This window comes from Fusobacterium sp. DD2 (assembly GCF_018205345.1).
In the GTDB taxonomy this organism is placed as follows: Bacteria; Fusobacteriota; Fusobacteriia; order Fusobacteriales; family Fusobacteriaceae; genus Fusobacterium_A.
The window spans coordinates 1-25,184 of record NZ_JADRHM010000029.1; the positions used below are offsets into that span (position 1 = coordinate 1).

Below are 25,184 nucleotides of genomic sequence, written 5' to 3' on the forward strand. Positions count from 1 at the left end.
CCCTTATTTCAACTGCTATATTAAACTGTTGTAATTTCTTTTTCTTTTTTAGCTAGTAAATCATCAATCTCTTTAATGTGATTATCTGTCAATTTTTGAACGTCATTTTCTAGATTTTTGATTTCATCTTCTGATAATGAGTTGTCTTTATCTTTTGATAATCTCTTAAGATCGTTGTTAGCATCTTTTCTGATGTTTCTTATAGCGATTTTTCCTTCTTCAGCTTCTTTTTTAGCTAATTTTACATATTCTTTTCTTCTATCTGCAGTTAATTCTGGCATTACAAGTCTGATTACCTTACCATCGTTGTTTGGTGTTAGTCCTAAGTTTGCAGCCATGATCATTTTTTCAATCTTTGGTATTAATGTTTTATCCCAAGGATCGATCATTAATAATCTTGGTTCTGGAGCAGATACTGTTCCAACTTGATTTAATGGCATTTCTGTACCGTAAGATTCTACTCTTATTCCGTCTAACATTGATACGTTAGCTCTTCCTGCTCTTATTGTAGCGAATCTGTCTTTTGTTGCTTCTATTGCTTTTTCCATTTTCTCTTTACAAACGTTTACTATTTCATTTCCTGTCATAGATAATCCTCCTCTTAGATTTTATGTTTTAGTCTGCAACTACTATAGTTCCTATTTTTTCACCCATGATTACTCTTTTAATATTTCCCTCAACTAATGAGTCAAAAACTATAATTGGCAGTTTATTTTCTCTGCATAATGAAATTGCAGTAGAATCCATTACTTTAAGGTCTTTGGCTAATACTTCTGAATAAGTAACCTTATCATATTTTACAGCATCTGGATATTTTACTGGGTCTTTATCGTAAATTCCATCTACTTTTGTAGCCTTTAATACAACCTCTGTGTTCATTTCAATAGCTCTTAGAGCAGCTGCTGTGTCAGTTGTAAAATATGGGTTTCCTGTTCCAGCTCCAAATATAACAACTCTTCCCTTTTCTAAGTGTCTTTGTGCTTTTCTCTTAATAAATGGTTCAGCAATTTTTGGCATCTCAATTGCTGTTTGTACCCTTGTAGGCACTCCTAATTTCTCAATAGAATTTTGTAATGCAAGTGAGTTTATTACAGTTGCAAGCATTCCCATGTGGTCACCTGTAACTCTATCTACTCCCTGAGTAGCTCCTGATAGTCCTCTGAAGATATTTCCTCCACCGATAACTACTGATACTTCTACTCCTAAATCCACTATATCTTTTATTTGTCTAGCATAAGAGGCAATTACATCTGAACAGATTCCAAACTCCTGGTCTCCCATTAATGCCTCACCACTAAGTTTTAATAAAACTCTTTTATAAAAAGGTTTCTCCATTGCTCCTCCTAAAGTATATTTTTTAAAAAAAGGGGGATGCTGTTGCATCCCCATGTATTTATTAGCTATTATCCGTTGATTTGAGCTGCAACTTCTGCTGCGAAGTCTTCTTCTTTTTTCTCGATTCCGTCTCCAACTTTAAATCTTGCGAAAGATAATACTGCTAGAGGTTTTGCGAATTGTGCAACTGTTTCTTTGTTTTCTGCTCTTACATAGATTTGGTCAACTAAACAGTTTTCTTCGTAGTATTTGTGCATTTTTCCAACTAGAATTTTTTCAATTATTTGAGCAGGTTTTCCTTCTCCTTCTAATTGTTTTCTAGCGATTTCTTTTTCATGCTCTAAATCTTCAGCTGTTACTTGATCTTTGTTTAAGTATTTAGGGTCCATTGCTGCTGCATGCATAGCGATATCTCTAGCTTTAGCGATATTTTCTTCAGTTGCTTCACCAGTCATTTCAACAATAACTCCTAATTTTCCACCTAAGTGGCTGTATGTAGCAACAAATCCATCTTTAGATACAGTTTCGTGTATTCTTCTGATGTTCATGTTTTCTCCGATTTTAGCGATTAAATCAGTAACTGCTTGTGCTACAGTTTTTCCATCTTTATATTCAGCTGCTGCAAGGTCTTCAACAGTTTTTATGTCTTTTGCAATAGCAAACTCAGCTAAGTTTTGTCCGAATTGTTTGAATTCATCGTTTTTAGCAACGAAGTCTGTTTCAGAGTTGAATTCAATTAATACAGCTTTTTTGTGATCAGCTGATACAGCATCAAAGATTAATCCTTCAGCTGCTATTCTTCCAGCTTTCTTAACTGCTTTAGCAATTCCTTTTTCTCTTAAGAAGTCAATTGCTTTATCCATATCTCCATCATTTGCTTGTAGTGCCTTCTTACAATCCATCATTCCAGCACCAGTTCTTTCTCTTAGTTCTTTTACTAAACTAGCTGTTATTTGTGCCATTTTTTCCTCCTAATAAAATTTTTTTACCTTACGGTATTGAATCGAAATAGTCGATTATTCAGCTACTTCTTCTGTAGCTTCTGCTTCAACTGGAGCTTCTGCTACTTCTTTACCTTGGTTTCCTTCGATAATTGCATTAGCAATTACAGATGAGATTAATTTTACTGATCTTATAGCATCATCGTTTGCAGGAATTGGGTAAGTGATTAAATCTGGATCTACGTTAGTGTCGATCATTGCGATTACTGGAATTCCTAAGTCAGAAGCTTCTTTTATAGCAAGAGTTTCTTTCTTACAGTCTACGATAAATATAGCTGCTGGAACATCTTCCATATCTTTAATTCCACCAAGGTTTTTAGATAATTTAGCTAATTCTTTTCTGAAGTTAGCTGCTTCTTTTTTAGTATAAGAAGTATCTAAAGTTCCTTCTGCTTCCATTTTTTCAAGTTCTTTTAATCTTTCTATTCTTTTTTTGATAGTAGAGAAGTTTGTTAACATTCCTCCTAACCATCTGTTGTTTACATAGTACATTCCTGATCTTTCAGCTTGTTCTCTTATAGCTTCTTGAGCTTGTTTTTTAGTTCCTACAAATAGAACTTTTCCTCCATCTTCAGCTATTTCTCTGATTACAGAGTAAGCTTCCTCGATTTTCTTTAAAGATTTGTGTAAGTCGATTACATGAATCCCGTTTCTTTCTGTAAAGATGTACTTAGCCATTTTTGGGTTCCATCTTTTAGCTTGGTGTCCAAAGTGAACTCCAGCTTCTAATAATTGTTTCATTGTTATTACTGCCATTTTTTCCTCCTAATAATTTTGGTTTTTTCGTCCATCAGTCTCAAAACTAAGCTATTTTCCGAAGAAAACCACCTTGCCTAGAAATAACTGATGTGTGTATTTCACAACGGCCCATTTTAACATATATTTTACAAAATGTCAATAATTTCAAAGACACTCTTAAGATTTTTTGTGAAAAATACTATAATATTTTTTAATAAAGAGGAGCCCATATAATTTCTTCACAAGATATATAAGAAAAACCTATAAAAACATATATATTCTATGGTATAATATATGTATAAAAAACATCTGTTATTTTATTTTTATCATATTTTGGTTATACTTGAGGAGGTTTTATGGGAAAACAAGTTTCTAGATTGGAAGAATGGATTAATTCAATGACTCATTATTTTGGACTGGTACTTGCTCTTATTGGTACAGGAGCACTTTTAGTTCGCAGTGTAAAAAGTGGAAACACTGGATATATAGTAGGGTCTATGCTCTTTTGTTTCTCACTGGTTCTTTTGTATTCCATGTCTGGAACTTACCATATTCTTTATCATGGAAAAGTAAAAAAGATTTTTAAGATTTTAGACCACTCAGCTATATATATTCTTATATCAGGGTCGTATACTCCCTATCTTTTAGGTTTCTTTGATGGAACAGCTAAATGGGTACTGTTCTTTGCACAATGGGGAATGACTCTTTTAGGAATAATATTTAAGATATTTTTTGTTGGAAGATTTAATTTTGTTTCTACACTTATATATCTTGCAATGGGATGGATGGTTGTATTTGTCTTTGGGGATCTTAAAACTATAATAAGTCCTCTCTCTTTCAAGCTTCTTCTAGCTTGTGGAATTACCTACTCAGTGGGAACTATTTTTTACACACTTGATAAATTTAAATTTATGCACGGTATATGGCACCTCTTTGTTTTAGCTGGAAGCATACTTAATTATCTTTCAATATATTTTATATAATTTTTCAACTTAAGGTCACTACATAAAGTGGCCTTTTTTTTACAGTATAAGTGATTGTTATAAATATATAAAATGATATTATTATACTTTTTCCTTTAAATATTTTATACTAGTTGCACACAATCATCTCGTTGTATAAAAATTTTATATATAAATTCAATTTAAGGAGGAGTTATATGGGAAAAAATATTGGTGAATATGTATGGGGAGTAATTCTTTGTATCGCTATTGCTATCCCATCATGGTTTTTAGGAAAGATGTTTCCAATAATAGGAGGACCTGTATTTGGAATACTAATAGGAATGGTACTGGGGATTATAATAAAAGATAAGGACAGATTTTCTCCAGGAGTTCTATATTGTTCAAAGAAAGTTTTAAACTATGCTGTTATATTCTTAGGATTTGGACTTAATCTAACTGTTATATTTGACACTGGAAAACAGTCTCTTCCAATAATAATTACAACAATAGCAACATCTCTTATTGTGTCATACATACTTTGTAAAGCTATGCATATAGATTATAAGATTGCTACTCTTGTAGGAGTAGGTTCATCTATCTGTGGTGGTTCAGCTGTTGCTGCTACTGCACCTGTTATCAATGCAGATCATGGAGAGGTGGCTCAGGCTATCTCAGTTATATTCTTCTTCAATATTATTGCTGCTATAACATTTCCAGCACTGGGATCATTTTTAGGATTTTCAACTGTTTCAGGTACACCTTTTGGAATATTTGCAGGTACTGCTATAAATGATACCTCATCAGTTACTGCTGCTGCATCTACCTGGGATTCTATCAATAATCTTGGAGCAGCTACTCTTGATAAAGCTGTAATGGTAAAACTTACAAGAACCTTAGCAATTATCCCTATTACACTGGTTTTAGCAGTTTGGGAATCTAAAAAATATAAAGATGAAAATAGCTCTTTCAGTTTAAAAAAGATATTTCCATTTTTTATTCTTTATTTTATATTAGCTTCAGTAATAACTACTGTAGCTGTATCTGTAGGAGTTGATATTCATCTATTTTCTCCTTTAAAAACTTTCAGTAAAATACTTATTGTTGTTGCAATGAGTGCAGTGGGATTCAATACTAATATTGTAAGACTTGTAAAAACTGGAGGTAAACCTCTTTTAATAGGTCTATGCTGCTGGGTATCAATTACCTGTGTCAGCCTTATGATGCAACATATTTTGCATATCTGGTAATAATATTAAAAAGGGCTCGCATTTTGTGATGCGAACCCTTTTTTTATTTAAATTCCACTTTTTAGCTTTTATTTAAGTCTATTTTCTTTTAAGAACTGTTTTTCTTCAGGTGTTCTTAATAATCCAAGTTGGATTGTTACACATGTTGCTATGATTAAAGCAAATATGTAAAATGCATACTTAAGAACTGCAACTGGTGATACATCTGTAAGTCCAGTTATAATAAGCATACCTCCATCATAAGGCATCATAGCCAGGAAAGCACAAGCAAATATATCTATTAAACTGGCAAGTCTTTTTGGTGCTATGTGATATGTTTTTCCAATCTCTTTTGCTATTGGTGCAGTGATGATAATAGCAATTGTATTATTTACAAGAGCTGCTGATAAAAGTCCTGAAAGGAAGCTGATTCCATACTCTGCATCTCTTCTTTGATTAATCTTAGATACAATTCCATTAACAAGCCAGTCAATTCCACCATAAGCTTTGATTACTCCAATAAGTCCTGAGATAAGTATAGCAATTATTGTAATACTGAACATATCTGCCATTCCATTTCCAATAGCCTGTATCCAATCTAAGAATGTTACAGAACCTTCAACAAATCCAATAACTCCTGTCATAACTATTCCTACAAACAGTACTCCTGATACGTTAAATCCAAGAAGTGCTGCTGCAAGTACAACTATGTAAGGAACAACTCTCATTATAAAGTATGGATGTTCTCCTGTTATAGCTCCATCTCCACCTAGAAACCAATACATAAATATTGCAAATATCGCTGCTGGTAATGCTATAAAGAAGTTCATCTTAAATTTATCCTTCATTTCAGAACCTACACCTTTTGCTGCAGATATTGTTGTATCTGATATCATTGAAAGGTTGTCTCCAAAATAAGCTCCTCCAATAACTGCTGCACATGCAAGTGGCATATTAAGTCCTGCTGATTCAGCAACTCCTATAGCTATTGGAGCCATTGCTGCAATTGTACCCATTGAAGTACCTATAGCTGTTGAAATAAATGATGAAATTACGAATACCCCTGGTACAAGAAGTGTTTTTGGTATAAAAGTTAGACCAAGGTTTACAACTGATTCAACCCCACCCATTGATTTAGCTGCACCTTGGAAACCTCCTGCTAAAAGGTATATAAGACCTATTAGTATTACTCCTGAGTTTCCTGCATTTTCACAGAAGATATCCAATTTCTTGTCAAGTTTCATTCCTTTGTTCATTATAAATGCTATTACTATACCAATTAATAGCGCCACGTGTCTTGGGAATTTAGAGAATGCTCCCTCTGCCCCCTGCATTGTAAAGTAAAGTCCAAAACCTATATACAGTGCTAAAAACACGAATAAAGGCAAAAATGCTAATAAACCATACTGTTTTTCTTTCTTTTCCATTGAGTCATGTCCCCCTTAAATTTTTATCTGGCTCTCCATTTTTTTACTGCTGTTTCTATTCTCTTTAACCCTTCTTCAACCATATATCTTGGACATGCTACGTTCATTCTTTCATATCCAACTCCAGTTTCTCCAAACCAATACCCATCATCTAATGCTATTTTTCCTTCTTTTTGAATAAGTAAAGATAGCTCTTTTTCATCCATATTTAATCCTGAGAAGTCAAGCCACATTAAGTATGTTCCTTCTGGCTTATAAACTTTTACTTCAGGTATATTTTTTGCTATATAATCCACTACATATTTCATATTTCCATCTATATATTCAACAAGTTGATCAATCCAGTCTGCACATTTTTCATAAGCAGTTTGGAATGCAACTAAGCTGAATGGGTTATTTCTTTTTATATCAAGAATTCCAAGTTCTGTATCAAATTTTTTCCATTCATCTTTTCTTGGGAAAGTTACAAAAGAAGCTTGTAATCCAGCTAAGTTAAATGTTTTTGTAGGTGAGAAGCAAGTGATAGTTATATCTTCAACCTCTTTGCTTATTGATGCTGTAGGTATATGTTTATGCCCTGGCATTACCATATCTCTCCAGATTTCATCAGAAATTATTCTTACACCATGTTTTAAACAGATATCTGTAATTTTTACAAGTTCTTCACGTTTCCAAACTCTTCCTATTGGATTGTGTGGACTACAGAAAATAAATAATTTGATTTTATTATCTACTATTTTCTTTTCAAAGTCTTCAAGATCCATTGTATAGTATCCTCTGTCATCTTTAACAAGTTTGTTTTCTACAACTGTTCTTCCGTTATCTCTTATAGTTGCAGCAAATGGATAATATACTGGGCTTTGAATGATAACTTTATCCCCAGGTTGTGTCATTTGTCTAATTAACATTGAAAGTGTAGGTACAACACCTGGACTGTTAATCAAACTCTCTGCTGGTATTTCATAATCAAATCTATTTTTGATCCAGTTAGCAGCTGCCTGATAATATCCAGCTGGTCTATAAACATATCCAAATATTCCCTGTTTAACTTTTTCTTCCATAGCTTCTATTATTTCAGGTGCAGTTTTGAAATCCATATCAGCTATCCACATTGGCCATAAATCTTTAGAAGTGAATTTTAACCCCATTTCTTCCCATTTTGCAGAGTGATTTCCAGTTCTATCAATTTTCTCATCAAAATTATATTTCATTTCATACCTCCATTATTCCAAAAAACTATACAATTCCGTTATAGGACTTTTATATTATGTACTATAACTATAAACGTTTCTCCTTTATTTGTCAATGGCTATCAGACTTTTCTGGTATATAACAGTTAGATTTTATACGTTTATGACGTATTAAATACAATTATTTTTAAAATTAAATGTAATTCCGCATATATTGTGATATACTAGAGGTAAAGAAAATTATTTAGGGAGGGGTTATGAAGTTTAATTTTGTAATAGAAAAAAATTCTGATGATACTATCTACATCCAGCTGTACACCGCTCTTAAGAAAATGATTGATGATGAAGAGATAAAACCTAGAGAAAAACTCCCTTCTATCAGACAGCTGGCTATAAAATATGACCTCAGTAAGCTTACTGTACTTAAGGCATATGATTTACTTGAAAAAAACAATTTGATTTATAAGATTCACGGTAAAGGGTGTTTTGTAAAGGAAAAGACATCTCTTTATGAAAAAATGCAAAAACCAATTATCAATAACTTTGCAATAATAAACAAAAATATTAACTTTGCAAGTTCTACTCCATGTTCTGATCTCTATCCAATAGAAGAGTTTAGAGAGATTATAAACTCTATTTTGCTTAAAGATGGAGAAAAACTTTTCAACTATTCAGATACTCAAGGATGTCTAAAACTTAGAGAACTCATTGTAACAATGTTAAAGAAAAAAGGGATTAAAGAAACTGCTCAGAATATCCAAATTGTAACTGGAGCTCAGCAGGCACTTGATATTCTAAATAAGATAATGCTTAAAAATGAACACCCTGCAATGGCAGTAGGTGCTCCTACATACTATGGTGCTATCAATACCTTTTCTGATGTTGCTACTATGGTTCCAGTTCCTGTTTGTAAAGATGGATTTGACTTAGAGGCTTTAGAGCGTATTCTTCAAAATAAAAAGATAGACTATCTGTATGCAATGATTAATTTTGAATCTCCTACTGGTATTGTGTGGTCTCAAGAAAAGAAAAAACATCTTCTTGAACTTGCTGAAAAATATGATTTCTTAATAATTGAAGACGATTGCATTTCAGATCTCTACTACTATAATAATCCTACAACACCTTTAAAATCACTGGATAAAAATGAAAGGGTTATCTATATAAACTCTTTTTCAAAAGTTATCATGCCAGGACTTAGACTTGGTTATATGGTTATTCCAGAAAAATATATAACAGAAGTCATTGCAGCAAAGTTTTCAAGTGATATTTCATCTTCAGGACTTATGCAGATGGCTACTTATCATTTTATAAATGAGGGACATTACGAAAAACATTTAGAAAATCTTAAAAAAATCTATAAAGAGAGATATGAATTTACACTTAAGTGTCTTGAAAAGATAAAAGGCATTGAGATTTTTGCTCTAACAGGTGGAGGTTTTTACTTCTGGATAAAACTTCCTGACAATATCAATTCAAATCTTGTATATGCTATTTTACGTGATATGAAGATTTCAATTCTGCCAGGAACAGTTTTTTACATCGATAAAAATGCAAAATCTGACTATATCCGTTTAAGCTTTGCTTCTGCTCCAGTCAATGAGATAAAAAAAGGTGTAGATAAACTCCATGAAGTTATATTATCTCTTCAACAAATTGGTGAATAGATACCCCCTTTTTATTATTTTTTCCATAAAATAGTTGATTATTGTAGACTAAAGAAATATAATTATATTGTAAAGTATAATTTTATGTTGTTCTATTATTTATATATTATATAAAAGGCGGGGAAAAGTATGGAACTACTTAGATTAATTCTTGGCGTTATTATCTTTATAATAACCTTCTATTTTATTATTACTGAAAAGTACCCTAAATCTATAGTTACAATGATTGGTGCTTCTCTCATGGTAGTCACTGGAATAATTTCAGAGCATGAGGCACTTAGGACAATAGGTTATAATCTGGAGATTCTATTTCTTTTAATGGGAATGATGATGATTGTAGAGATTATGTCAGAGACTGGAATATTCCAATGGGTCGCAATTAAGATAGCACAGTTAGTAAGAGGTAATCCTATTAAGATTCTTGTATTTACCTCTGTTGTAACAGCACTATTCTCAGCTGTTCTAGATAACGTAACTACAATACTTCTTGTTGTCCCAGTTACAATATTTTTAGCTAAAAGGCTGGAAGTTGACCCAAAACCATTTGTACTGATGCAGATATTTGCTTCTAACATTGGTGGTACTGCAACAATGATTGGTGACCCACCTAACCTTATTATAGCAAGTTTAAGTGGACTGGATTTTAATGATTTCATTATCAACTTAACACCTATTATTATAATAAATATGGTGGTACTTCTAAGTACAGCAGTTTTCTGTTTCAGAGACAAACTTCAGGTTTCTAATGAATTAAAAGCTGGTATTATGGAGTTGAGTCTTGACAGAACTATAAAAGATAAGGTATTACTTGCACAATCACTTATAATATTCCTTATTGTAATAATTGGATTTTTAACAAATGCTATATCAAAATTTGGTCTTTCTATCATTGCACTTTTTGGTGCTGCAACACTTATGTTTTTAAGTAAGAAAAAACCTGAAGAGATATTTGCAAAAATAGAATGGGATACGCTGTTTTTCTTTGGTGGATTATTTATTCTAGTTGAAGGAATAGAGCACCTTGGAATTATAAGCAAACTATCTGGATTCCTTCTATATCTTACAGAGGGAAATATCAAAGTTACTTCAACTGTTATACTTATTCTTTCAGCAATACTTTCACCTATTATAGGTTCAATACCACATGCACTTTCATTTGGTAAGATTCTTGCTGGTGTAGTTCCTACTATGACTGGAGATACACAGATGTTATGGTGGGCACTTGCATTAGGAGCATGTCTTGGTGGAAATATGACAATAGTTGGAGCTGCAGCAAATATAGTTGGTTCCTCAGTAGCTAAAAAAGGGGGAATTGAGATTACCTTTAAGGAATTCTTCAAATGGGGACTTCTTGTAGTAGGTGAATCTGTTGGTTTATCCCTTATTTATCTTCTTATTAGATATTGATGCAAGAGCCTTAATATGGTCTAAAACCTATTTTACAATTTGTATGACTAATGGCTACATAAATTGTCTTAAAATTGTTTTTAAGTGCTAAATACAAGTGTACACATATAAAAAATATCATATTTCAAATATAAAACTATAAAATAAAAGGGCATCCATTAATATGGGTGCCCTTTTAAAATATCAATATAACTTTTTTAATATAACTTGTTTGCGAATTTTTTATTTTTCTTTATATGAGGTTTTGCTTAATTTACTGCTATTTATTTGGAAAGGATTAAAAAAGAGGAACATCTCTGTTCCTCTTTATATATCAGAAACTAATTATTAAACTAATTCAATAATAGCCATTTCTGAAGAGTCACCTTTTCTTACAGAAGTTTTGATGATTCTTGTATATCCACCATTTCTTTCTGTGTATCTAGGTGCTACTTCGTTGAATAACTTAGCTACTGCTTCTTCATTTCTTAGGAATGCAAATGCATTTCTTCTAGAAGCTAATGTATTTTTCTTTCCTAAAGTTATCATTCTTTCTGCAAATTTTCTTAATTCTTTTGCTCTAGTTACAGTAGTTTCAATTCTTTCTGCACTTATTAAAGATATAGTTAAGTTTTTTAGCATAGCTTTTCTGTGGTCAGCTCTTCTACCTAACTTTCTATATGATTTATTGTGATTCATTAGTTAGCTATCCTCCTTATTATTATCCTATTCAGGAGATCCATTTTGAGTTAGATCATATCCTAATTCTTTCATTTTTTCTAGGATTTCATCTAATGATTTTCTTCCTAGGTTTTTAATCTTTAGAAGTTCGTTGTGAGACAATTTAGATAATTGTCCAACTTCTTCTATTCCAGCTTTCTTTAAACAGTTAAACGATCTAACAGTTAAATCTAGCTCCTCTATTTTAGTATTTAGAATATTATCATCTTTAGAGTGAGTAGTTGAATCTTCTTCTTCATCCTCTACTTCAGCTCTTAGGTTTTCCATCTTGTTACCTAATTCTAAGAAAGGATCAAAGTGTAATCTCAATAACTCTACCGCGTAAGACAATGCATCTCTAATTTCAATGCTTCCGTCAGTTTCGATATCTAAAGTAAGTTTGTCAAAGTCAGTCATTCTACCAACCATTGTATCTTGGATAGTGTAAGAAACTTTTCTGATAGGTGTATAGATAGCATCAACTGCTATATAATCCACTGCCCAGTCTTTTCTTTCAATATCTTCTGATACTACGAAACCTTCTCCAGTATCTACTAGAAATTCCATGTCAAGTTCTCTATCTGTTGTTATTGTACAAATAACTTGTTCAGGATTCACTATTTCTATACCTACGTCAGGTATTATGTCAGCTGCAGTTACCACTTTTGGTCCTTTAACAGAAAGAGTCATTTTTCTTTCACCGCTTGTTTCAGCTTTAACAACTATTTCTTTAATGTTAAGGATAATTTCAGTTACAGCTTCCTTTATTCCTTCCATAACAGAGAATTCGCTCAATACTCCTTCGATTCTCACACCTTTAATAGCAGCTCCTGGGATAGACGAAAGTAAAACTCTTCTCAAAGCATTACCAACAGTATGCCCATAACCTCTATATAAAGGCTCAACGATATATTGACCTTTAAATTCGCTCTCTTTTACTTCAGTTATATTGATACCCCTTGCATGTTTTTCAATTTTTAACATTTAATCAACTCCTATTAAAAGGGCTATTATCTAGAGTAGAACTCAACTATTAGTGACTCATTTAATTCGAAATCTAAGTCGTCTTTAGTTGGGTTTTGTAAAACTTTACCAGAGAAAGCAGCTTTGTCTAGCTCTAACCAAGCTGGAACAGTTGCTTCTTCTACAGACGCTTTGATTATTTCTATATTTTTTGAATTTTCGATTACAGAGATTACATCTCCTACTTTTACTCTGTAAGAAGGTATATTAACTCTTCTTCCATTTACTGCAATGTGTCCGTGAGTTACGATTTGTCTAGCTTGTCTTCTAGTTTTTGCAAATCCTAATCTGTACACTACATTTTCTAATCTTCTTTCAAGATATTCGATTAATGTTAAACCAGTAACACCAAGTTTTCTTGCTGCTTCATCGTATATCTTTCTAAATTGTTTTTCCATTACGTTATATATAAATTTTGCTTTTTGTTTTTCTCTTAATTGAACTGCATACTCTGTAGGTTTTCTGTTTGCGTTAGGTCTAGGTCCTCTTTTAGAAGATTTATTAACTCCTAAAATTTGTGGTTCAATTCCTAGCGCTCTACATTTCTTCAATATAGGCTGTCTATTTCTTGCCATTTTCTAAATATTCCTCCTTTGTATTCATTTTGCCGCAATAATATTCATTTCAAAATAAATATGTGAGACTACACTCTTCTTCTTTTTGGTGGTCTACATCCATTGTGAGGGATAGGTGTAACGTCAGTTATCTTAGTTACCTCTAATCCAGCTGCTTGTAAAGATCTGATACAAGCTTCTCTTCCTGATCCAGGACCTTTCACTCTTACTTCTATTTTCTTCATTCCACTTTCCATAGCTACGTTTGCTGCTTGTTCAGCTGCAATTTGAGCTGCAAATGGAGTACCTTTTTTAGTACCTTTGAAACCAGAAGTTCCTCCTGATCTCCAACTTACAACTTTTCCTTCTGCGTCAGTAATAGCAACTATAGTGTTGTTAAAAGTTGAATGTATATGGGCTACTCCGTTAGGAATATTTTTAACTTTCTTTTTTGCTTTAGCTATCTTATTTTTAGCCAACTTAAGCTACCTCCCTTGCTAAATTATAAATTCTATAATTCCTCTAAAATGATCAATTACTTTTTAATAGGTTTTTTAGGACCTTTTACTGTTCTAGCGTTAGTTTTAGAACTTTGTCCTCTTACTGGTAGATTCATTTTGTGTCTTAGACCTCTGTAACATTTGATGTCTAAAAGTCTTTTGATTGAAAGTCTTACTTCTTTTCTAAGATCTCCCTCTACCTTGATAGTTTTGATGATATCTCTAATCTTGTTAATCTCTTCTTCAGTTAAGTCTTTAACTCTTGTATCAAAATTAACTCCAGCTTCTGTTAATACTCTTTGAGAAGTTGGTTTTCCGATACCGTAAATGTAAGTTAACGCAATCTCAACTCTTTTGTTTCTTGGGATATCTACTCCTGCTATTCTAGCCAAAATTGTTTCCTCCTCTGTCGAAAATTTTTTATATTTTTGTTGGTAATATAAACCAACTAAATACTTTCATCGATATGTTCCGCTTCCTAAACTCGGAGATGGCTCTACAGCCAACATATCTTTACAGTACTCCACGTCTTAATTGTCGTACTATTAACAAACTCTCATTCAAAATTATCCTTGAACTTGTTTGTGTTTTGGGTTTTCACATATAACCCTAACTTTTCCATGTCTCTTGATAACTTTGCACTTGTCACAAATAGGTTTAACTGATACTCTTACTTTCATTCATCTGCCTCCTTTCGTGATATTAATTTTTTTTCCTGTATACTATTCTACCCCTTGACAAGTCATAAGGAGAGATTTGTACAGTCACTCCATCTCCAGGTAAAATTTTGATATAGTTCATTCTCATTTTACCAGAGATATGGCCTAAAATAGTATGCCCATTCTCTAATTCAACTTTAAACATCGCATTTGGAAGGGCTTCTAAAATAGTACCTTCTAATTCGATAACATCTTTTTTTGACATAATTCCTCCTATCGAACAGAACTTCGAAGATTATTATAACACAATAAATATAAAAAGTCTATAAAAATATTGATTTTATTGAACTTTTTTTAGCTTTGTTATTCATTAGTTTTTAACATGTGAATAACTGCCTTGCCATGACTTATTAAATAATTTTTTTGCTCTATATATAATGTAGGTTTTACTTAAAAAGTCCAAATCCGTCAATCCTTAAATATTAAGTTTTATGCCACTCTTATATATACAAAATAAAACTTGTATTTCCTCTTTTTTTTATTTTAAGAAATTAATCTAATTCACTTAATATAATAGGTTTTCCATCAACAATTGCAATTGAGTGCTCAAAGTGTGCTGATCTTTTTCCATCTTTAGTCACAACTGTCCAACCGTCATCTAGCATATTAAGTTTATAAGTTCCTTCATTTACCATTGGTTCTATTGCCAAAACCATTCCGTTTTCAATCTTATAACCTCTACCTTTTCTTCCATAGTTTGCAACTATTGGATCTTCGTGCATTTCGTGTCCAACTCCATGCCCTGCATAATCTCTAACTACAGAAAAACCATTCTTTTCAACATATTGTTGGATAGCATGACCAATGTCACCAAGTCTGTTTCCTGCTACTGCATTTTCAATACCAATTGCTCTTGATCTTTCAGTAACTTCCAAAAGTCTTTTAGCTTCTTCATCAATATTACCAACTGGGTATGTTATTGCAGAGTCACCATAATATCCATTTAATACAGATACAGTATCAACACTTACTATATCTCCATCTTTTAGAACTCTGTCAGTAGGGATTCCATGAACAACTTCGTCATTTACAGATATGCAAGTTGCACAAGGAAAAGGTCCATATAGTCCTGGAACGCCTATACATCCTGGTATAGCTCCTTGACTTCTGATATAGTCATCAACGATTTTATCTATTTCTAATGTAGAAATTCCAGGTTTTATATATTTAGGTAGTATATCATTATATAATCTCGCAATTACCTGATTAGCCTTTTTTATCTCTTTTATATCCTCTAATGTTTTTATTAATGCCATCTATAGTCCTTTCTAATAATTAGTCAAGAATAGCAAATATCTCAGCAGTTATTGCTTTAACTTCTTTAGTTCCATCAATATCAACTAGTAGATCTCTTGTTTTGTAGAAATCAAATAATGGAGCTGTCTGAGAGTGATATTCAGCTAATCTTTTAGTTACTGTTTCTGCATTGTCGTCTTTTCTTGTGATTAAGTCAGCACCACAGTAGTCGCATTTTCCTTCTACTTTTGGTGGATTGAATTTTACATGGAATGATGCTCCACATACTGGGCATACTTTTCTTCCAGTTACTCTTCCTACGATTAATTCATCAGGTACATTTAATGAAATAACTTTATCAAGTTTTATTCCCATCTCTTTCATTAATACTTCTAAAGCTTCAGCTTGAGCTATAGTTCTTGGGAATCCATCAAGGATAAATCCTTTTTTACAATCTTCTTCTGATAATCTATCTTTTATTATTCCAATAATTGTTGAATCTGGAACTAATTTTCCTTCATCCATAAATTTCTTAGCTTCCATTCCCATTGGAGTTCCAGCTTTTATAGCAGCTCTTAAAATATCTCCAGTAGAAATTTGAGGTATACCATATTTTTCAATAAGGAATTTAGCTTGAGTTCCTTTTCCGGCACCTGGGGCACCAAATAACATAATGTTCATTTGTTATCATCTCCTTAATTTTTAATTACCTCTCTATTATACTATAATTTCAAAAAAAATGCACGAATTTATACTATAAAGCTATGAAAAATGTGGTTTTTTGTGAAAAATAAAAAATGTCGTATTTTCACACAACATCTTTTTTCTTTCTATTTATCTAATTGTATTTAAATCTTTTTGAAAATAGGATTCATATTCTCAAAAAGACAGATATAATTCTGACCAAATGATTTTAAAAAATCATATACTCTGTTGAAATCTTTTCCTATATCCTCTTTTCTATGAGCATCTGACCCAACTGTAATTATCTCTCCACCAAGTTCCAAATATCTCTTTAATACCCTTGTATCTGGATAAAATCTATTTTCTCCATATCTGAATCCTGAAGTGTTTATCTCTATTCCTTTACCTTTATATATGATGATTTTCAATATCTCATCAATTATATCTTTCTGCTTATCATAATTAAGACCTCTGAACTTTTCTCCACCATATCTTGTTATAAAATCCAGATGACCATATACAGAATAATGGGAATACGCTTCTACATTTTTTAATAAATTTTCAAAATACATGGTTTGAATCTCATCTCTTGTTTTCCCTATATGTATCCTTCCAAAGGATATATCCTGTCTTTCAATACCATGACCTGAGGCTATTATAAAATCAAAGGGATATTTTTTTAGTTCCCCCTCTATATAATTTCTTGTATGAGGCTGTACACCTACTTCTACACCTAATTTTATCTTTATCTCTTTACTGTATCTCTCTTTTATCTCTTCTATTTTCTCTGTGTATTTTTTAAGATCCAATATCCATTTTCCTGTAATCCCTTCCATGTCATACTCAAAATGGTCAGTGATAGCTATCTCTTCCAATCCCATATCTATTGCATATCTTACCAGGTCATCTATATTTTCAATTGAATCTCCTGAAAACTCACTGTGCATATGGTAGTCACTTAAAATCATATCTTTCTCCCTCTGATTTTTAATTTAAAACTTTAAGTTCATTTTTTAAAAACATTACCTCTACCTCTGAACCTATTGTATATACCTTATATTCTCCTCTGTTTAACAGATCTACTGTTATCTCTACGCCATTAATAGTTGTAAGATATCTTATTACATTTCCAAGGATATTTATTCCCTTTATCACTGCCTTTTTACAGATAAAATGATCCCGAATATAATTTCTTGTACTTTCCTTTATATATATAGCTTCAGGCCTTATAGCTAGAAGTTTCACATCTTTTTCTGGAAATAATGCTTTAATCTCATTCTCTTCAAATATATTATAGTTTCCAATAAATTTAGCCAAAAACAAGCTGTTTGGTGATGTATACACCTCTTCAGGAGTACCCATCTGCACTATATTTCCTCTGTCCATTACAAAGATTCTATCTGAAATAGTAAGTGCCTCTTCCTGGTCATGTGTTACAAATATTGTAGTGATATCAAGCTTTCTCTGAATCTTTTTAAGTTCATCTCTTAGCTCTTTTCTGACCTTTGCATCAAGTGCTGACAGAGGTTCATCTAACAGTAAAATCTTAGGTTCCATTACAACAGATCTTGCAATAGCTGTTCTCTGTTTCTGTCCTCCACTTAATTCATGTGGCATATGATGCTCTTTTCCCTCCAGTTGAACTAAAGAGATTACATTTTTTACCCTTTTATCTATCTCTTCTTTCCCAAGAACTTTTACTCTTAAGCCAAAAGCTATATTTTCATATACATCAAGATTTGGAAAAAGTGCATAGTTTTGAAATACCATTCCTATTCCTCTATCTTTAGGAGATTTTCTGCTTATCTCCTCTCCATTTACAAAAATATTTCCATTATCTATTGTATTGAGTCCAGCTATACATCTTAAAAGCGTTGATTTTCCACATCCACTTGGGCCAAGAAGAGTTATAAATTCTCCCTTTTTTATCTCAAAATTTATATTCTTAAAAATATTTTCTTTACCATAGCTCTTCTCAAGGTTCTTTACTGTTATAAATTCCATTATTTATCTCCTTTTTCTCTATTAAATCCAAATCCTAAAAATGTGATTACAAATATCATCAGAAAATACACTGTTACAACAGCACTGGAAAAATGTCCACTGACTCCAGTACGGATACTGTTGATATACATCTGCATAGTCTGATATTTTCCTCCTACAAGCATATTTACAAGTAGGAATTCTCCAAATAGAATTGAGAATGTAAGAAGAAGTGATACAATTATTCCTTTCCTCATATTTGGAAGTATAAGTCTGATAAAAGCCTTTGGAGTTGATGCTCCTAAAATATTGGCACTCTCTATTATCTCCCTCATGGGAATTGCATTCATACTGTTTTTTATACCTCTATACATAAATGGAAAGGCAAGAACAAAGTAAACACCAATAAGTATATATAGAGTTCCTGTGATTTCCAAAATCCCATTTGAATATATTTTCATAAGTCCAACTACTGAAACTGCTCCAGGTATTGAAAAGCATAGAAGTACTAAAAACTCCATAAGTTTTTCCATTTTAGGAAAATAGTAAGAGGTTACAAATATAGTTGGTACCATTATCACAACAATAAAAACAAGGGATATAAAGCAGATATATACTGTCCTGAACATAGCTTTTAAAAGAAATTGAGATTTCATAATTTCAAAATACCATTTTATTGTAAATCCATCTGGAAATATTGTTCCACTCCAGTTGGTACTTAAAGAGTAAAGAGCTGTTCCCACTACTGGTAAAAAAATATTATCATTATAACTGTAACTATAATTCCATGCTTATTAACTTTCATATCTCTTACCTCTCTTTATAAATATCTCATTTATAGCTGTAGCTGAAATCAAGAATATTGCAAGAACAACAGCAAGGGCACTTGCAAGTCCAGGTTCATATGATGTCTCTCCACCAATATAACTTGTAATTCTAATTGTCATAACATTATAGTTTCCACTTGTTAAGGCTAAAGTACATGCATATGCTCCCATTGCATTGGCAAATAGAATAAGAGCTGTCCCTGTAATTTCAGGGATAAGCACAGGTATACCTATTTTTCTCCAGTAAGTAAATTTGCCTGCTCCAAGTATATATGCCATCTCTTCCCACTCCTTTTGCAATTTTGAAAAGCTTGGATAGAGAAGAAGTATTCCTAATGGAATTTGAAAGTAGGTATACATAAGCAAAAGACCATCTCTTGAAAAAAGATTGAATCCATGGAGAAGCCCCATATTTTTAAGTATCACTGTCATTACTCCATTTAACCCAAAGAGTATTACAAAGGAAAAGGCAAGTGGGATTCCATTAAAATTGGAAATCATATTGATTAAAAGTACAGCATATTTTCTTGAACTGTATCTCAATCTGTTTAGTGAGTAAGCTCCCTGAAAGGCTATTATCATTCCAAAAATAGTTGAATATATTGAAAGTTCCAATGAGTTTCTTATTGCCTGTCCTAAAAAATTACTTCTAAACACAACTGCATAGTTATTAAGTGTAGGTATTCCACCTATTGCAAAAAAGCTTCCTGCTACAACATTTATAAATGGCAGCACTTCAAACATTATCATAAGAATGAAAAAAGGAAGAAGTATCAGCATTGCTTTCCTTTTCTCACTATTTCCCCAGGTTTTATTCATCTAACGACACCATCCTTTTGGATCTCTCTATTCCTAAACCTTTACAACATAAAGGTGCAATTTTTCTCTGAGATACAGTTTCTTCCAATCCACTTTCCATCACTATATCTCCAACTATCCACATGGGAACTTCACTTTCTACACTATCTGTTCCACCATGCAAGCCATTCTCATTCATTCCATGATCAGCAGTAACTATTATCTGATAACCTTCTTCTATCCAGGTAGGCATATATTTAGAGATAATATCTGAGACCTTCATTGCTGAATATATATACTCTTTAGAATTTCCACCAAACTTATGCCCTGCATAATCTACATTCATTGAATGGATCAATAGAAAATCAGAATTATATCTCTTTCTTATTATCTCTCCCTGTGCAAACACATGTGAATCTGGATAATTGTCTTCCCAATAAAATCTTCCATAATTTATATTCCCATCTATGTTTTCCACTTCCATAGCAGCTATTGGATCAAAACCTCCTGAATTATAAAGTTCTTCAATCCAATAATATGCTGCTGCTCCTGTTGTTTTTCCATTTTTTATTGCAAGTGAAAATATGCTTTCCTCTTTAGATTTTCTTTTTATCTCATTGTTCACAATTCCACTTTCTATAGGAGAGACCCCTGTAAGAATCTCTTCATACAAGGGTCTTGATAAACTGGGATATCCACTTTTTACTCTATAGCAACTGGACTTTTTTTCATAACATAAGGCTTCAAGATATCCCATATATCTTTTCATTTCATAACTCAGTCCATCTATCACAACAAGTATCACTTTATTTATCTGATTATTTAACATTTACAAGAACCTTTTCCTGCCACATTTCTGGTAATCCTTTAGAGCTGTCATTCCAAGCCTGATGATCAGTTACAGGTTTTGCATTTTTATACTCTTCATCTGGAAGAAGCTTACTTGCTACATCAGCTGGAAGAGCTACTTTTCTTATTGGTTTTGCATAACCTCTTGCAAGATTTACCTGTCCATCATCACTTAGAATATACTCTCTAGCTGCCATTGCTGCATATGGATGTTTTGCATATTTATTAATTATTGTAGAGTATCCACTGATTAGAGATCCATCTGCTGGGATAAGTACTTCAAATCTGTTTTTATCAATTGCATCTCTATAGTTTAAAGCATTGAAGTCCCATAGGATTCCTACCTGAATTTCACCTTTTTCAAGATTTTGTATTCCTGAATCTAGAAGTCCTAATCTACCTTGTTTAGCTATATCTGCATAAAGATCTAAAGCTGGTTGAAGGTTTTTTTCATTTCCACCTAATGCAAGTGCTGCAGCAAGTATTCCACTATTTGCCTGAGCTGCAATTCCAACTTCTCCAGGGTTTACCATATATTTACCATGTCTTAAATCTTCCCATGTTCTTGGTATCTGATCTTCTGGCACCTGAGTCTTATCTACTATAAATGCAATTGTTCCAGTATATCCCAATACCCATTTTCCATCTTTATCCTTTGCCCAGTCAGGAACATCATTCCAGTGACTTGTCTTATAAGGTAACACAACATCTTTTGCTACTGCTACTGGTGTAAATCCAACTCCAATATCTCCAATATCTGCTGAAGCATTCTTTCCTTCATTTTCAAATTTTGCTATCTCCTGAGCACTACTCATATCTGTGTCAGCATGGTCAATTCCATATTTAGTTTTTAAATCATCCCAAGTTCCTTTCCAGTTTGCCCATGTATCTGGCATTCCTACTGAATCAACTCTTCCCTCTTTTTTAGCAGCATCAAATATCTGTTCCACTGACATTGAGTTTATCTTTTCTGCTGTAAGTTCCTCATCTTTTTTATCTCCACTACCACAACCAACAAATAAGGCCGCCATCATCATTCCCGCAATCAATGTTTTTTTCATTTTATCTCTCCTTTTTTTCTATATCTTTAATTTCCTTAGTGTAATTATATTAAGATAGAGTAAAGAGAGTATTAATTTGAAGTTAAAGGCAGGTTAATTATTTTTTTACACAATTTTTACAGCTGTTTATAAAGCTCTAATTATTATCTGTAAATCAGTGTAAACATAAGTGATAATGAAATTAAAAAGGACTGATTTCTGATAATGTAGAAATCAATCCTTCTCAATTCATATTAATCTTTTCTTATTCTAAATACAGTTTTTTATTTCATCATATTTTTCTAAACTGCAGTAAGGCATCATATCTATTTTTCCTTCACGCTCCAGTTCCTGTACAAATATAGACTTATTACCTATCTCAATTATTAAATACACATAATTTTTAGTTCTTGTAAGTGCTACATAAAATAAACGTCTTTCTTCACTATATGGAAATAAATCAGGTTCAGCTAAAACATATTCAAGGAGTGAATCATCTGACATACATGATGGAAATCCCATTTCATTTTCTGAGTTAAAGTTATTTATAATTATAACTTCATCTGCTTCCAGTCCTTTAGATGAATGGACAGTGTGGAAATTCAAATGAAGATTTGGATGACGATGATGAAAATAATATTCCACCTTTTTAATTGGTTTTCCTCTCTTTCCAATTACATGTTTCTTTTCCAGTCCAATTCTATCAACAAGTTTGTCTATATCCATATTATATCTTCCAAGCAACATGATTTCAGCTTTTGCACCATTTTTATATCTCTTGCTGATATCATCCATCATCTTACCGAAAGCTGCTGCTAAGTGTCCATATTGAGGTTTAATACCTGCTTCTTCTCCATCTGTATTTTTAAAATATAAATTCATGCCCACAATTGGAGTTGTTTCATAAAAGATTCCTTTTACAGCTGCCTCTCCCAGCCTTTTTACAGATTTCAAGCTCTTTTTTATTTGATTTTTATTTTTCATTATAAAACTACTCGCTATATCTATCAATTCCTGGCTATTTCTGTAAGTTTTTTCAATTTTAAGAAGATGGCTTTTTCCAAAATATTTTTCAAAATTTGTAATAAGTGATATATCACCACCACTAAATCTATATATTGATTGCCAGTCGTCACCAACAGCCATAACCTTGATATTTTTATCTTTCTTTATAAGCTCCTTCAAAATATTATACTTAGAAATTGATGTATCTTGAAATTCATCTACTATTATGTACTCAAAGAAAGTAGGTACATTTTTTATCTCTTTACTGGCTTTACCTAACATATCTGCAAAATCCATCTTATCGTTATCCAATAGATACTTTTCATAAAGATTGTAGTAATATCTAAATATTTTGAAAAAAAGATTTTCTCTTTCAATTCTAAGTGGATGGGCTGATTGTGTTACAAATTTATCCAGTTCACTTAACTCATATCCATTTGATTTAAATAGTGATAAAAATGTATTCAGAAGCCGAATGAATACTGTTCCCTTACTTCCACTTTCAGCAAAAGCTTCTTCTACAGCCTGAACGACGAACTTTTCATCTACTGGTTGAAAATTAACATTATGCTCTTTCAACTTTCTTTCCAGATTTTTAAGAAGAACTCCTTCTGAATTTTCCCAAGAATAAGTTTCAATCATTACTGTATTATTTTTTCTATGAAGAGCCCTCTTCCACTCTATCCCTTCTATATAACGATTTTCCTCTTCAAATGAGTACTGAGGTGCTTTTCCCTCTTTATTTATACCAAAATGCTCTAAGTATATTCCATAATCTACAAGATAAAAATCAGGAGTATACTGTCTGAAGATCTTAGTCCCAGTTTTTTGTTCATAATTTGCTTCATACTCATATCTGATTCCATTTAGAAATAAATAGTTAGCAATCATTAACTCTTCACGACTTTTTACACTTTCCTTTTTCAATGTAGAAAGTTCTTCTGATAATTGATCTATCTTAGCTACAAGTTTTTCAAACTCTAGAGTATCCTCATATCCTTCCAGCCATCTTTCCTTTTTCAACTTCTCCAATTCTTCCAATTCATTTCTAACTGTTCTGCTTCTATTTCCAACTATATAGTTTTTTAAACTGTCAGAAACTCTAAATTCAGTGGTATTAATAATCCTTATATTATTGTTTTTATCAACTTTTACTTTAAGATGTGAGTTTCTAAGTGCAGCTTCTATATTATTTATACAGTTCTCAAAAGCAATAGGATTGTTTTTGTTTTCTTCAGCCAGCTGTATCATATAATTTAAATCAGCTATACTTGACATCTCATTTTCAAGTACTTCAATAGTTTTATCATTATATAAAAATACATCACAAAAATAAAAGAAATCAGAAAATAGTTCTGTCTGTTTGATTATATCTTCTTTAAGAAGTTTTTTTAAAGCAGTTTTTACTTGACTCTCTTCTAGTACAGCTTTTTTTACATCATTGACTGTATCTAATATACTTTTACCATAAGCATGGAATGTAGAGATTTTAGCATTGATTCCCATTTTTTCAACTATTCTTTCTTTCATCTCTTCTGCTGCCTTCTTAGTATAAGTTACCAGCAAAATTTGTTGTGGATCAACTTTTTTTACCTTTACAAGATAAGCTACTTTTGCTGCAATTGTCAAAGTTTTTCCAGATCCTGCCCCTGCTATAACAACAGCATCGTCATCTATTACTACAGCCATTTTTTGCTGCTCATCTAATGCCTTTCCATCAATATTATTAAGAAGAGTTTCTGATTTTATAAGCTCATTTTTTATATACTCTTTATTTATCTCATTATATATATCCTTTTGAAAATATTTTTGATAATGTTCTTTAAATTCATCTATTACTGGTGAATTCAAAGTTGCTGGAATCGATTTTACAATCTTATCACCCTGCTCTTTCAATTGATAATAGATTTTCTTTCTTATAAATCTTCCCTTTTCTACATCTCTTTTTAAACTTTCAATTATGAGGTTATTAAATTCAGAAAGCAGATCTAAAAATTGTAATTCCTCAGAAGTAAGCACTTTATCTTTTTTTTCTTTATCTATCTCATCCAGAAGTTTCTCGATTTCATTGTCTCTTATTTCCTCAATAGTATCTTGTTTTTCTTCCTCTTTATTTTCCTCAGTTGAAGAAAGACCAATGAAAAGTGCTAATCCTAAAATTACTGCTCCCATACCTACAACTATTAAAAATATTCCAAACATGATAATCTCTCCTTATGTAACTTCCAAATATCATTATTCCAATATATATGATAGCATTTTTTATTATAATTACAAGATATTTTGTCCTATATAGTACTGTTAAAAACTGTTTACAGCTTATTTTACAAAA

Annotated in this window: 26 protein-coding genes; 4 read left to right on the forward strand and 22 right to left on the reverse strand. The window is 32.0% G+C overall.

Translation table 11 applies throughout. The features are described 5' to 3' along the window. Positions 1–20: 20 nt before the first annotated feature. The 4 genes from frr to rpsB form a co-directional block, all read right to left on the reverse strand. Positions 21–587, reverse strand: a complete 567-nt coding sequence (gene frr, locus IX290_RS05995) for a ribosome recycling factor (protein ID WP_211492305.1) — start codon at positions 585–587, stop codon at positions 21–23. A 28-nt stretch (positions 588–615) separates the two neighbouring features. Then, positions 616–1,335, reverse strand: coding sequence for a UMP kinase (gene pyrH, locus IX290_RS06000; protein ID WP_211492306.1), 720 nt, complete (start codon positions 1,333–1,335; stop codon positions 616–618). 68 nt (positions 1,336–1,403) lie between these two features. Further along, complete coding sequence (gene tsf / locus IX290_RS06005) at positions 1,404–2,297, reverse strand: translation elongation factor Ts (RefSeq protein WP_211492307.1); 894 nt, start codon at positions 2,295–2,297, stop codon at positions 1,404–1,406. 54 nt (positions 2,298–2,351) lie between these two features. Further along, positions 2,352–3,092 carry a 30S ribosomal protein S2 gene (gene rpsB / locus IX290_RS06010; protein WP_211492308.1) on the reverse strand — a complete coding sequence of 247 codons (741 nt, stop codon included), beginning with the start codon at positions 3,090–3,092 and terminating at the stop codon, positions 2,352–2,354. 338 nt (positions 3,093–3,430) lie between these two features. On the opposite strand from rpsB, the gene IX290_RS06015 reads away from it, so the two are divergent. After that, entirely contained in the window at positions 3,431–4,057 is a 627-nt protein-coding gene (locus IX290_RS06015; RefSeq protein ID WP_211492309.1) for a hemolysin III family protein, read from the forward strand. Between the two features lie 188 nt (positions 4,058–4,245). After that, complete coding sequence (locus IX290_RS06020) at positions 4,246–5,265, forward strand: YeiH family protein (RefSeq protein WP_211492326.1); 1,020 nt, start codon at positions 4,246–4,248, stop codon at positions 5,263–5,265. A 68-nt stretch (positions 5,266–5,333) separates the two neighbouring features. On the opposite strand, the gene IX290_RS06025 is transcribed toward IX290_RS06020, so the two are convergent. Further along, on the reverse strand, positions 5,334–6,671 hold the full coding sequence (locus IX290_RS06025) for a Na+/H+ antiporter NhaC family protein (protein WP_211492310.1): 1,338 nt from the start codon (positions 6,669–6,671) through the stop codon (positions 5,334–5,336). Positions 6,672–6,694: 23 nt separating this feature from the next. Further along, positions 6,695–7,882, reverse strand: coding sequence for a MalY/PatB family protein (locus IX290_RS06030; protein ID WP_211492311.1), 1,188 nt, complete (start codon positions 7,880–7,882; stop codon positions 6,695–6,697). Between the two features lie 236 nt (positions 7,883–8,118). Here IX290_RS06030 and IX290_RS06035 point away from each other — a divergent pair, with 236 nt between their 5' ends. Together IX290_RS06035 and IX290_RS06040 are read left to right on the forward strand one after the other, a co-directional pair. After that, the gene (locus IX290_RS06035) at positions 8,119–9,528 is read left to right on the forward strand and encodes a PLP-dependent aminotransferase family protein (protein WP_211492312.1); all 1,410 of its coding nucleotides are present in this window, start codon (positions 8,119–8,121) and stop codon (positions 9,526–9,528) included. A 129-nt stretch (positions 9,529–9,657) separates the two neighbouring features. Further along, positions 9,658–10,935 (forward strand): ArsB/NhaD family transporter, encoded by a 1,278-nt coding sequence (locus IX290_RS06040; RefSeq protein WP_211492313.1) that lies wholly within the window; start codon positions 9,658–9,660, stop codon positions 10,933–10,935. A gap of 327 nt (positions 10,936–11,262) precedes the next feature. Here IX290_RS06040 and rplQ read toward each other — a convergent pair whose 3' ends face one another. The 16 genes from rplQ to IX290_RS06120 form a co-directional block, all read right to left on the reverse strand. Next, on the reverse strand, positions 11,263–11,613 hold the full coding sequence (rplQ, locus tag IX290_RS06045) for a 50S ribosomal protein L17 (protein ID WP_211492314.1): 351 nt from the start codon (positions 11,611–11,613) through the stop codon (positions 11,263–11,265). Between the two features lie 27 nt (positions 11,614–11,640). Next, the gene (locus IX290_RS06050) at positions 11,641–12,618 is read right to left on the reverse strand and encodes a DNA-directed RNA polymerase subunit alpha (protein ID WP_211492315.1); all 978 of its coding nucleotides are present in this window, start codon (positions 12,616–12,618) and stop codon (positions 11,641–11,643) included. A gap of 26 nt (positions 12,619–12,644) precedes the next feature. Then, positions 12,645–13,232 carry a 30S ribosomal protein S4 gene (rpsD, locus tag IX290_RS06055; RefSeq protein ID WP_211492316.1) on the reverse strand — a complete coding sequence of 196 codons (588 nt, stop codon included), beginning with the start codon at positions 13,230–13,232 and terminating at the stop codon, positions 12,645–12,647. Between the two features lie 68 nt (positions 13,233–13,300). Next, entirely contained in the window at positions 13,301–13,690 is a 390-nt protein-coding gene (rpsK, locus tag IX290_RS06060; protein WP_101474533.1) for a 30S ribosomal protein S11, read from the reverse strand. A gap of 56 nt (positions 13,691–13,746) precedes the next feature. Further along, the gene (gene rpsM, locus IX290_RS06065) at positions 13,747–14,103 is read right to left on the reverse strand and encodes a 30S ribosomal protein S13 (RefSeq protein ID WP_211492317.1); all 357 of its coding nucleotides are present in this window, start codon (positions 14,101–14,103) and stop codon (positions 13,747–13,749) included. 174 nt (positions 14,104–14,277) lie between these two features. Further along, on the reverse strand, positions 14,278–14,391 hold the full coding sequence (gene rpmJ, locus IX290_RS06070; RefSeq protein WP_005885935.1) for a 50S ribosomal protein L36: 114 nt from the start codon (positions 14,389–14,391) through the stop codon (positions 14,278–14,280). Positions 14,392–14,413: 22 nt separating this feature from the next. Further along, complete coding sequence (gene infA, locus IX290_RS06075) at positions 14,414–14,635, reverse strand: translation initiation factor IF-1 (protein ID WP_005885934.1); 222 nt, start codon at positions 14,633–14,635, stop codon at positions 14,414–14,416. Positions 14,636–14,921: 286 nt separating this feature from the next. Further along, on the reverse strand, positions 14,922–15,686 hold the full coding sequence (map, locus tag IX290_RS06080) for a type I methionyl aminopeptidase (RefSeq protein WP_211492318.1): 765 nt from the start codon (positions 15,684–15,686) through the stop codon (positions 14,922–14,924). A gap of 19 nt (positions 15,687–15,705) precedes the next feature. After that, on the reverse strand, positions 15,706–16,347 hold the full coding sequence (locus IX290_RS06085; RefSeq protein ID WP_211492319.1) for an adenylate kinase: 642 nt from the start codon (positions 16,345–16,347) through the stop codon (positions 15,706–15,708). A gap of 167 nt (positions 16,348–16,514) precedes the next feature. Continuing rightward, positions 16,515–17,318, reverse strand: a complete 804-nt coding sequence (locus tag IX290_RS06090) for a histidinol-phosphatase HisJ family protein (protein WP_211492320.1) — start codon at positions 17,316–17,318, stop codon at positions 16,515–16,517. A 19-nt stretch (positions 17,319–17,337) separates the two neighbouring features. Further along, a complete protein-coding gene (locus tag IX290_RS06095; protein ID WP_211492321.1) occupies positions 17,338–18,354 on the reverse strand; it encodes an ABC transporter ATP-binding protein in 1,017 nt (338 codons plus the stop codon). Then, a complete protein-coding gene (locus IX290_RS06100) occupies positions 18,354–19,076 on the reverse strand; it encodes an ABC transporter permease subunit (RefSeq protein WP_211492322.1) in 723 nt (240 codons plus the stop codon). Before IX290_RS06100 ends, IX290_RS06095 begins: the two co-directional genes overlap by 1 nt. 51 nt (positions 19,077–19,127) lie before the next feature. After that, a complete protein-coding gene (locus tag IX290_RS06105; protein WP_211492323.1) occupies positions 19,128–19,979 on the reverse strand; it encodes an ABC transporter permease subunit in 852 nt (283 codons plus the stop codon). Beyond that, positions 19,972–20,787: an alkaline phosphatase family protein gene (locus tag IX290_RS06110; protein WP_249168871.1), complete on the reverse strand. Its 816-nt coding sequence runs from the start codon at positions 20,785–20,787 to the stop codon at positions 19,972–19,974. The genes IX290_RS06105 and IX290_RS06110 overlap by 8 nt, the downstream gene beginning before the upstream one ends. Next, positions 20,777–21,868: an ABC transporter substrate-binding protein gene (locus IX290_RS06115; protein ID WP_211492324.1), complete on the reverse strand. Its 1,092-nt coding sequence runs from the start codon at positions 21,866–21,868 to the stop codon at positions 20,777–20,779. The genes IX290_RS06110 and IX290_RS06115 overlap by 11 nt, the downstream gene beginning before the upstream one ends. A gap of 249 nt (positions 21,869–22,117) precedes the next feature. After that, positions 22,118–25,054 (reverse strand): UvrD-helicase domain-containing protein, encoded by a 2,937-nt coding sequence (locus tag IX290_RS06120; protein ID WP_211492325.1) that lies wholly within the window; start codon positions 25,052–25,054, stop codon positions 22,118–22,120. Positions 25,055–25,184 lie beyond the last annotated feature (130 nt).

What these genes read in the sequence shown, in the direction of transcription:
- IX290_RS06110 (WP_249168871.1), bottom strand. Translation starts at nt 20,787, where the DNA reads ATGTTAAATAATCAGATAAATAAAGTGATACTTGTTGTGATAGATGGA.
- rplQ (WP_211492314.1), bottom strand. Translation starts at nt 11,613, where the DNA reads ATGAATCACAATAAATCATATAGAAAGTTAGGTAGAAGAGCTGACCAC.
- IX290_RS06120 (WP_211492325.1), bottom strand. Translation starts at nt 25,054, where the DNA reads ATGTTTGGAATATTTTTAATAGTTGTAGGTATGGGAGCAGTAATTTTA.
- IX290_RS06085 (WP_211492319.1), bottom strand. Translation starts at nt 16,347, where the DNA reads ATGAACATTATGTTATTTGGTGCCCCAGGTGCCGGAAAAGGAACTCAA.
- map (WP_211492318.1), bottom strand. Translation starts at nt 15,686, where the DNA reads ATGGCATTAATAAAAACATTAGAGGATATAAAAGAGATAAAAAAGGCT.
- IX290_RS06035 (WP_211492312.1), top strand. Translation starts at nt 8,119, where the DNA reads ATGAAGTTTAATTTTGTAATAGAAAAAAATTCTGATGATACTATCTAC.
- rpmJ (WP_005885935.1), bottom strand. Translation starts at nt 14,391, where the DNA reads ATGAAAGTAAGAGTATCAGTTAAACCTATTTGTGACAAGTGCAAAGTT.
- IX290_RS06105 (WP_211492323.1), bottom strand. Translation starts at nt 19,979, where the DNA reads ATGAATAAAACCTGGGGAAATAGTGAGAAAAGGAAAGCAATGCTGATA.
- IX290_RS06050 (WP_211492315.1), bottom strand. Translation starts at nt 12,618, where the DNA reads ATGTTAAAAATTGAAAAACATGCAAGGGGTATCAATATAACTGAAGTA.
- IX290_RS06095 (WP_211492321.1), bottom strand. Translation starts at nt 18,354, where the DNA reads ATGGAATTTATAACAGTAAAGAACCTTGAGAAGAGCTATGGTAAAGAA.
- IX290_RS06090 (WP_211492320.1), bottom strand. Translation starts at nt 17,318, where the DNA reads ATGATTTTAAGTGACTACCATATGCACAGTGAGTTTTCAGGAGATTCA.
- tsf (WP_211492307.1), bottom strand. Translation starts at nt 2,297, where the DNA reads ATGGCACAAATAACAGCTAGTTTAGTAAAAGAACTAAGAGAAAGAACT.
- rpsD (WP_211492316.1), bottom strand. Translation starts at nt 13,232, where the DNA reads ATGGCAAGAAATAGACAGCCTATATTGAAGAAATGTAGAGCGCTAGGA.
- pyrH (WP_211492306.1), bottom strand. Translation starts at nt 1,335, where the DNA reads ATGGAGAAACCTTTTTATAAAAGAGTTTTATTAAAACTTAGTGGTGAG.
- IX290_RS06115 (WP_211492324.1), bottom strand. Translation starts at nt 21,868, where the DNA reads ATGAAAAAAACATTGATTGCGGGAATGATGATGGCGGCCTTATTTGTT.
- rpsB (WP_211492308.1), bottom strand. Translation starts at nt 3,092, where the DNA reads ATGGCAGTAATAACAATGAAACAATTATTAGAAGCTGGAGTTCACTTT.
- IX290_RS06015 (WP_211492309.1), top strand. Translation starts at nt 3,431, where the DNA reads ATGGGAAAACAAGTTTCTAGATTGGAAGAATGGATTAATTCAATGACT.
- IX290_RS06025 (WP_211492310.1), bottom strand. Translation starts at nt 6,671, where the DNA reads ATGGAAAAGAAAGAAAAACAGTATGGTTTATTAGCATTTTTGCCTTTA.
- IX290_RS06030 (WP_211492311.1), bottom strand. Translation starts at nt 7,882, where the DNA reads ATGAAATATAATTTTGATGAGAAAATTGATAGAACTGGAAATCACTCT.
- IX290_RS06040 (WP_211492313.1), top strand. Translation starts at nt 9,658, where the DNA reads ATGGAACTACTTAGATTAATTCTTGGCGTTATTATCTTTATAATAACC.
- infA (WP_005885934.1), bottom strand. Translation starts at nt 14,635, where the DNA reads ATGTCAAAAAAAGATGTTATCGAATTAGAAGGTACTATTTTAGAAGCC.
- frr (WP_211492305.1), bottom strand. Translation starts at nt 587, where the DNA reads ATGACAGGAAATGAAATAGTAAACGTTTGTAAAGAGAAAATGGAAAAA.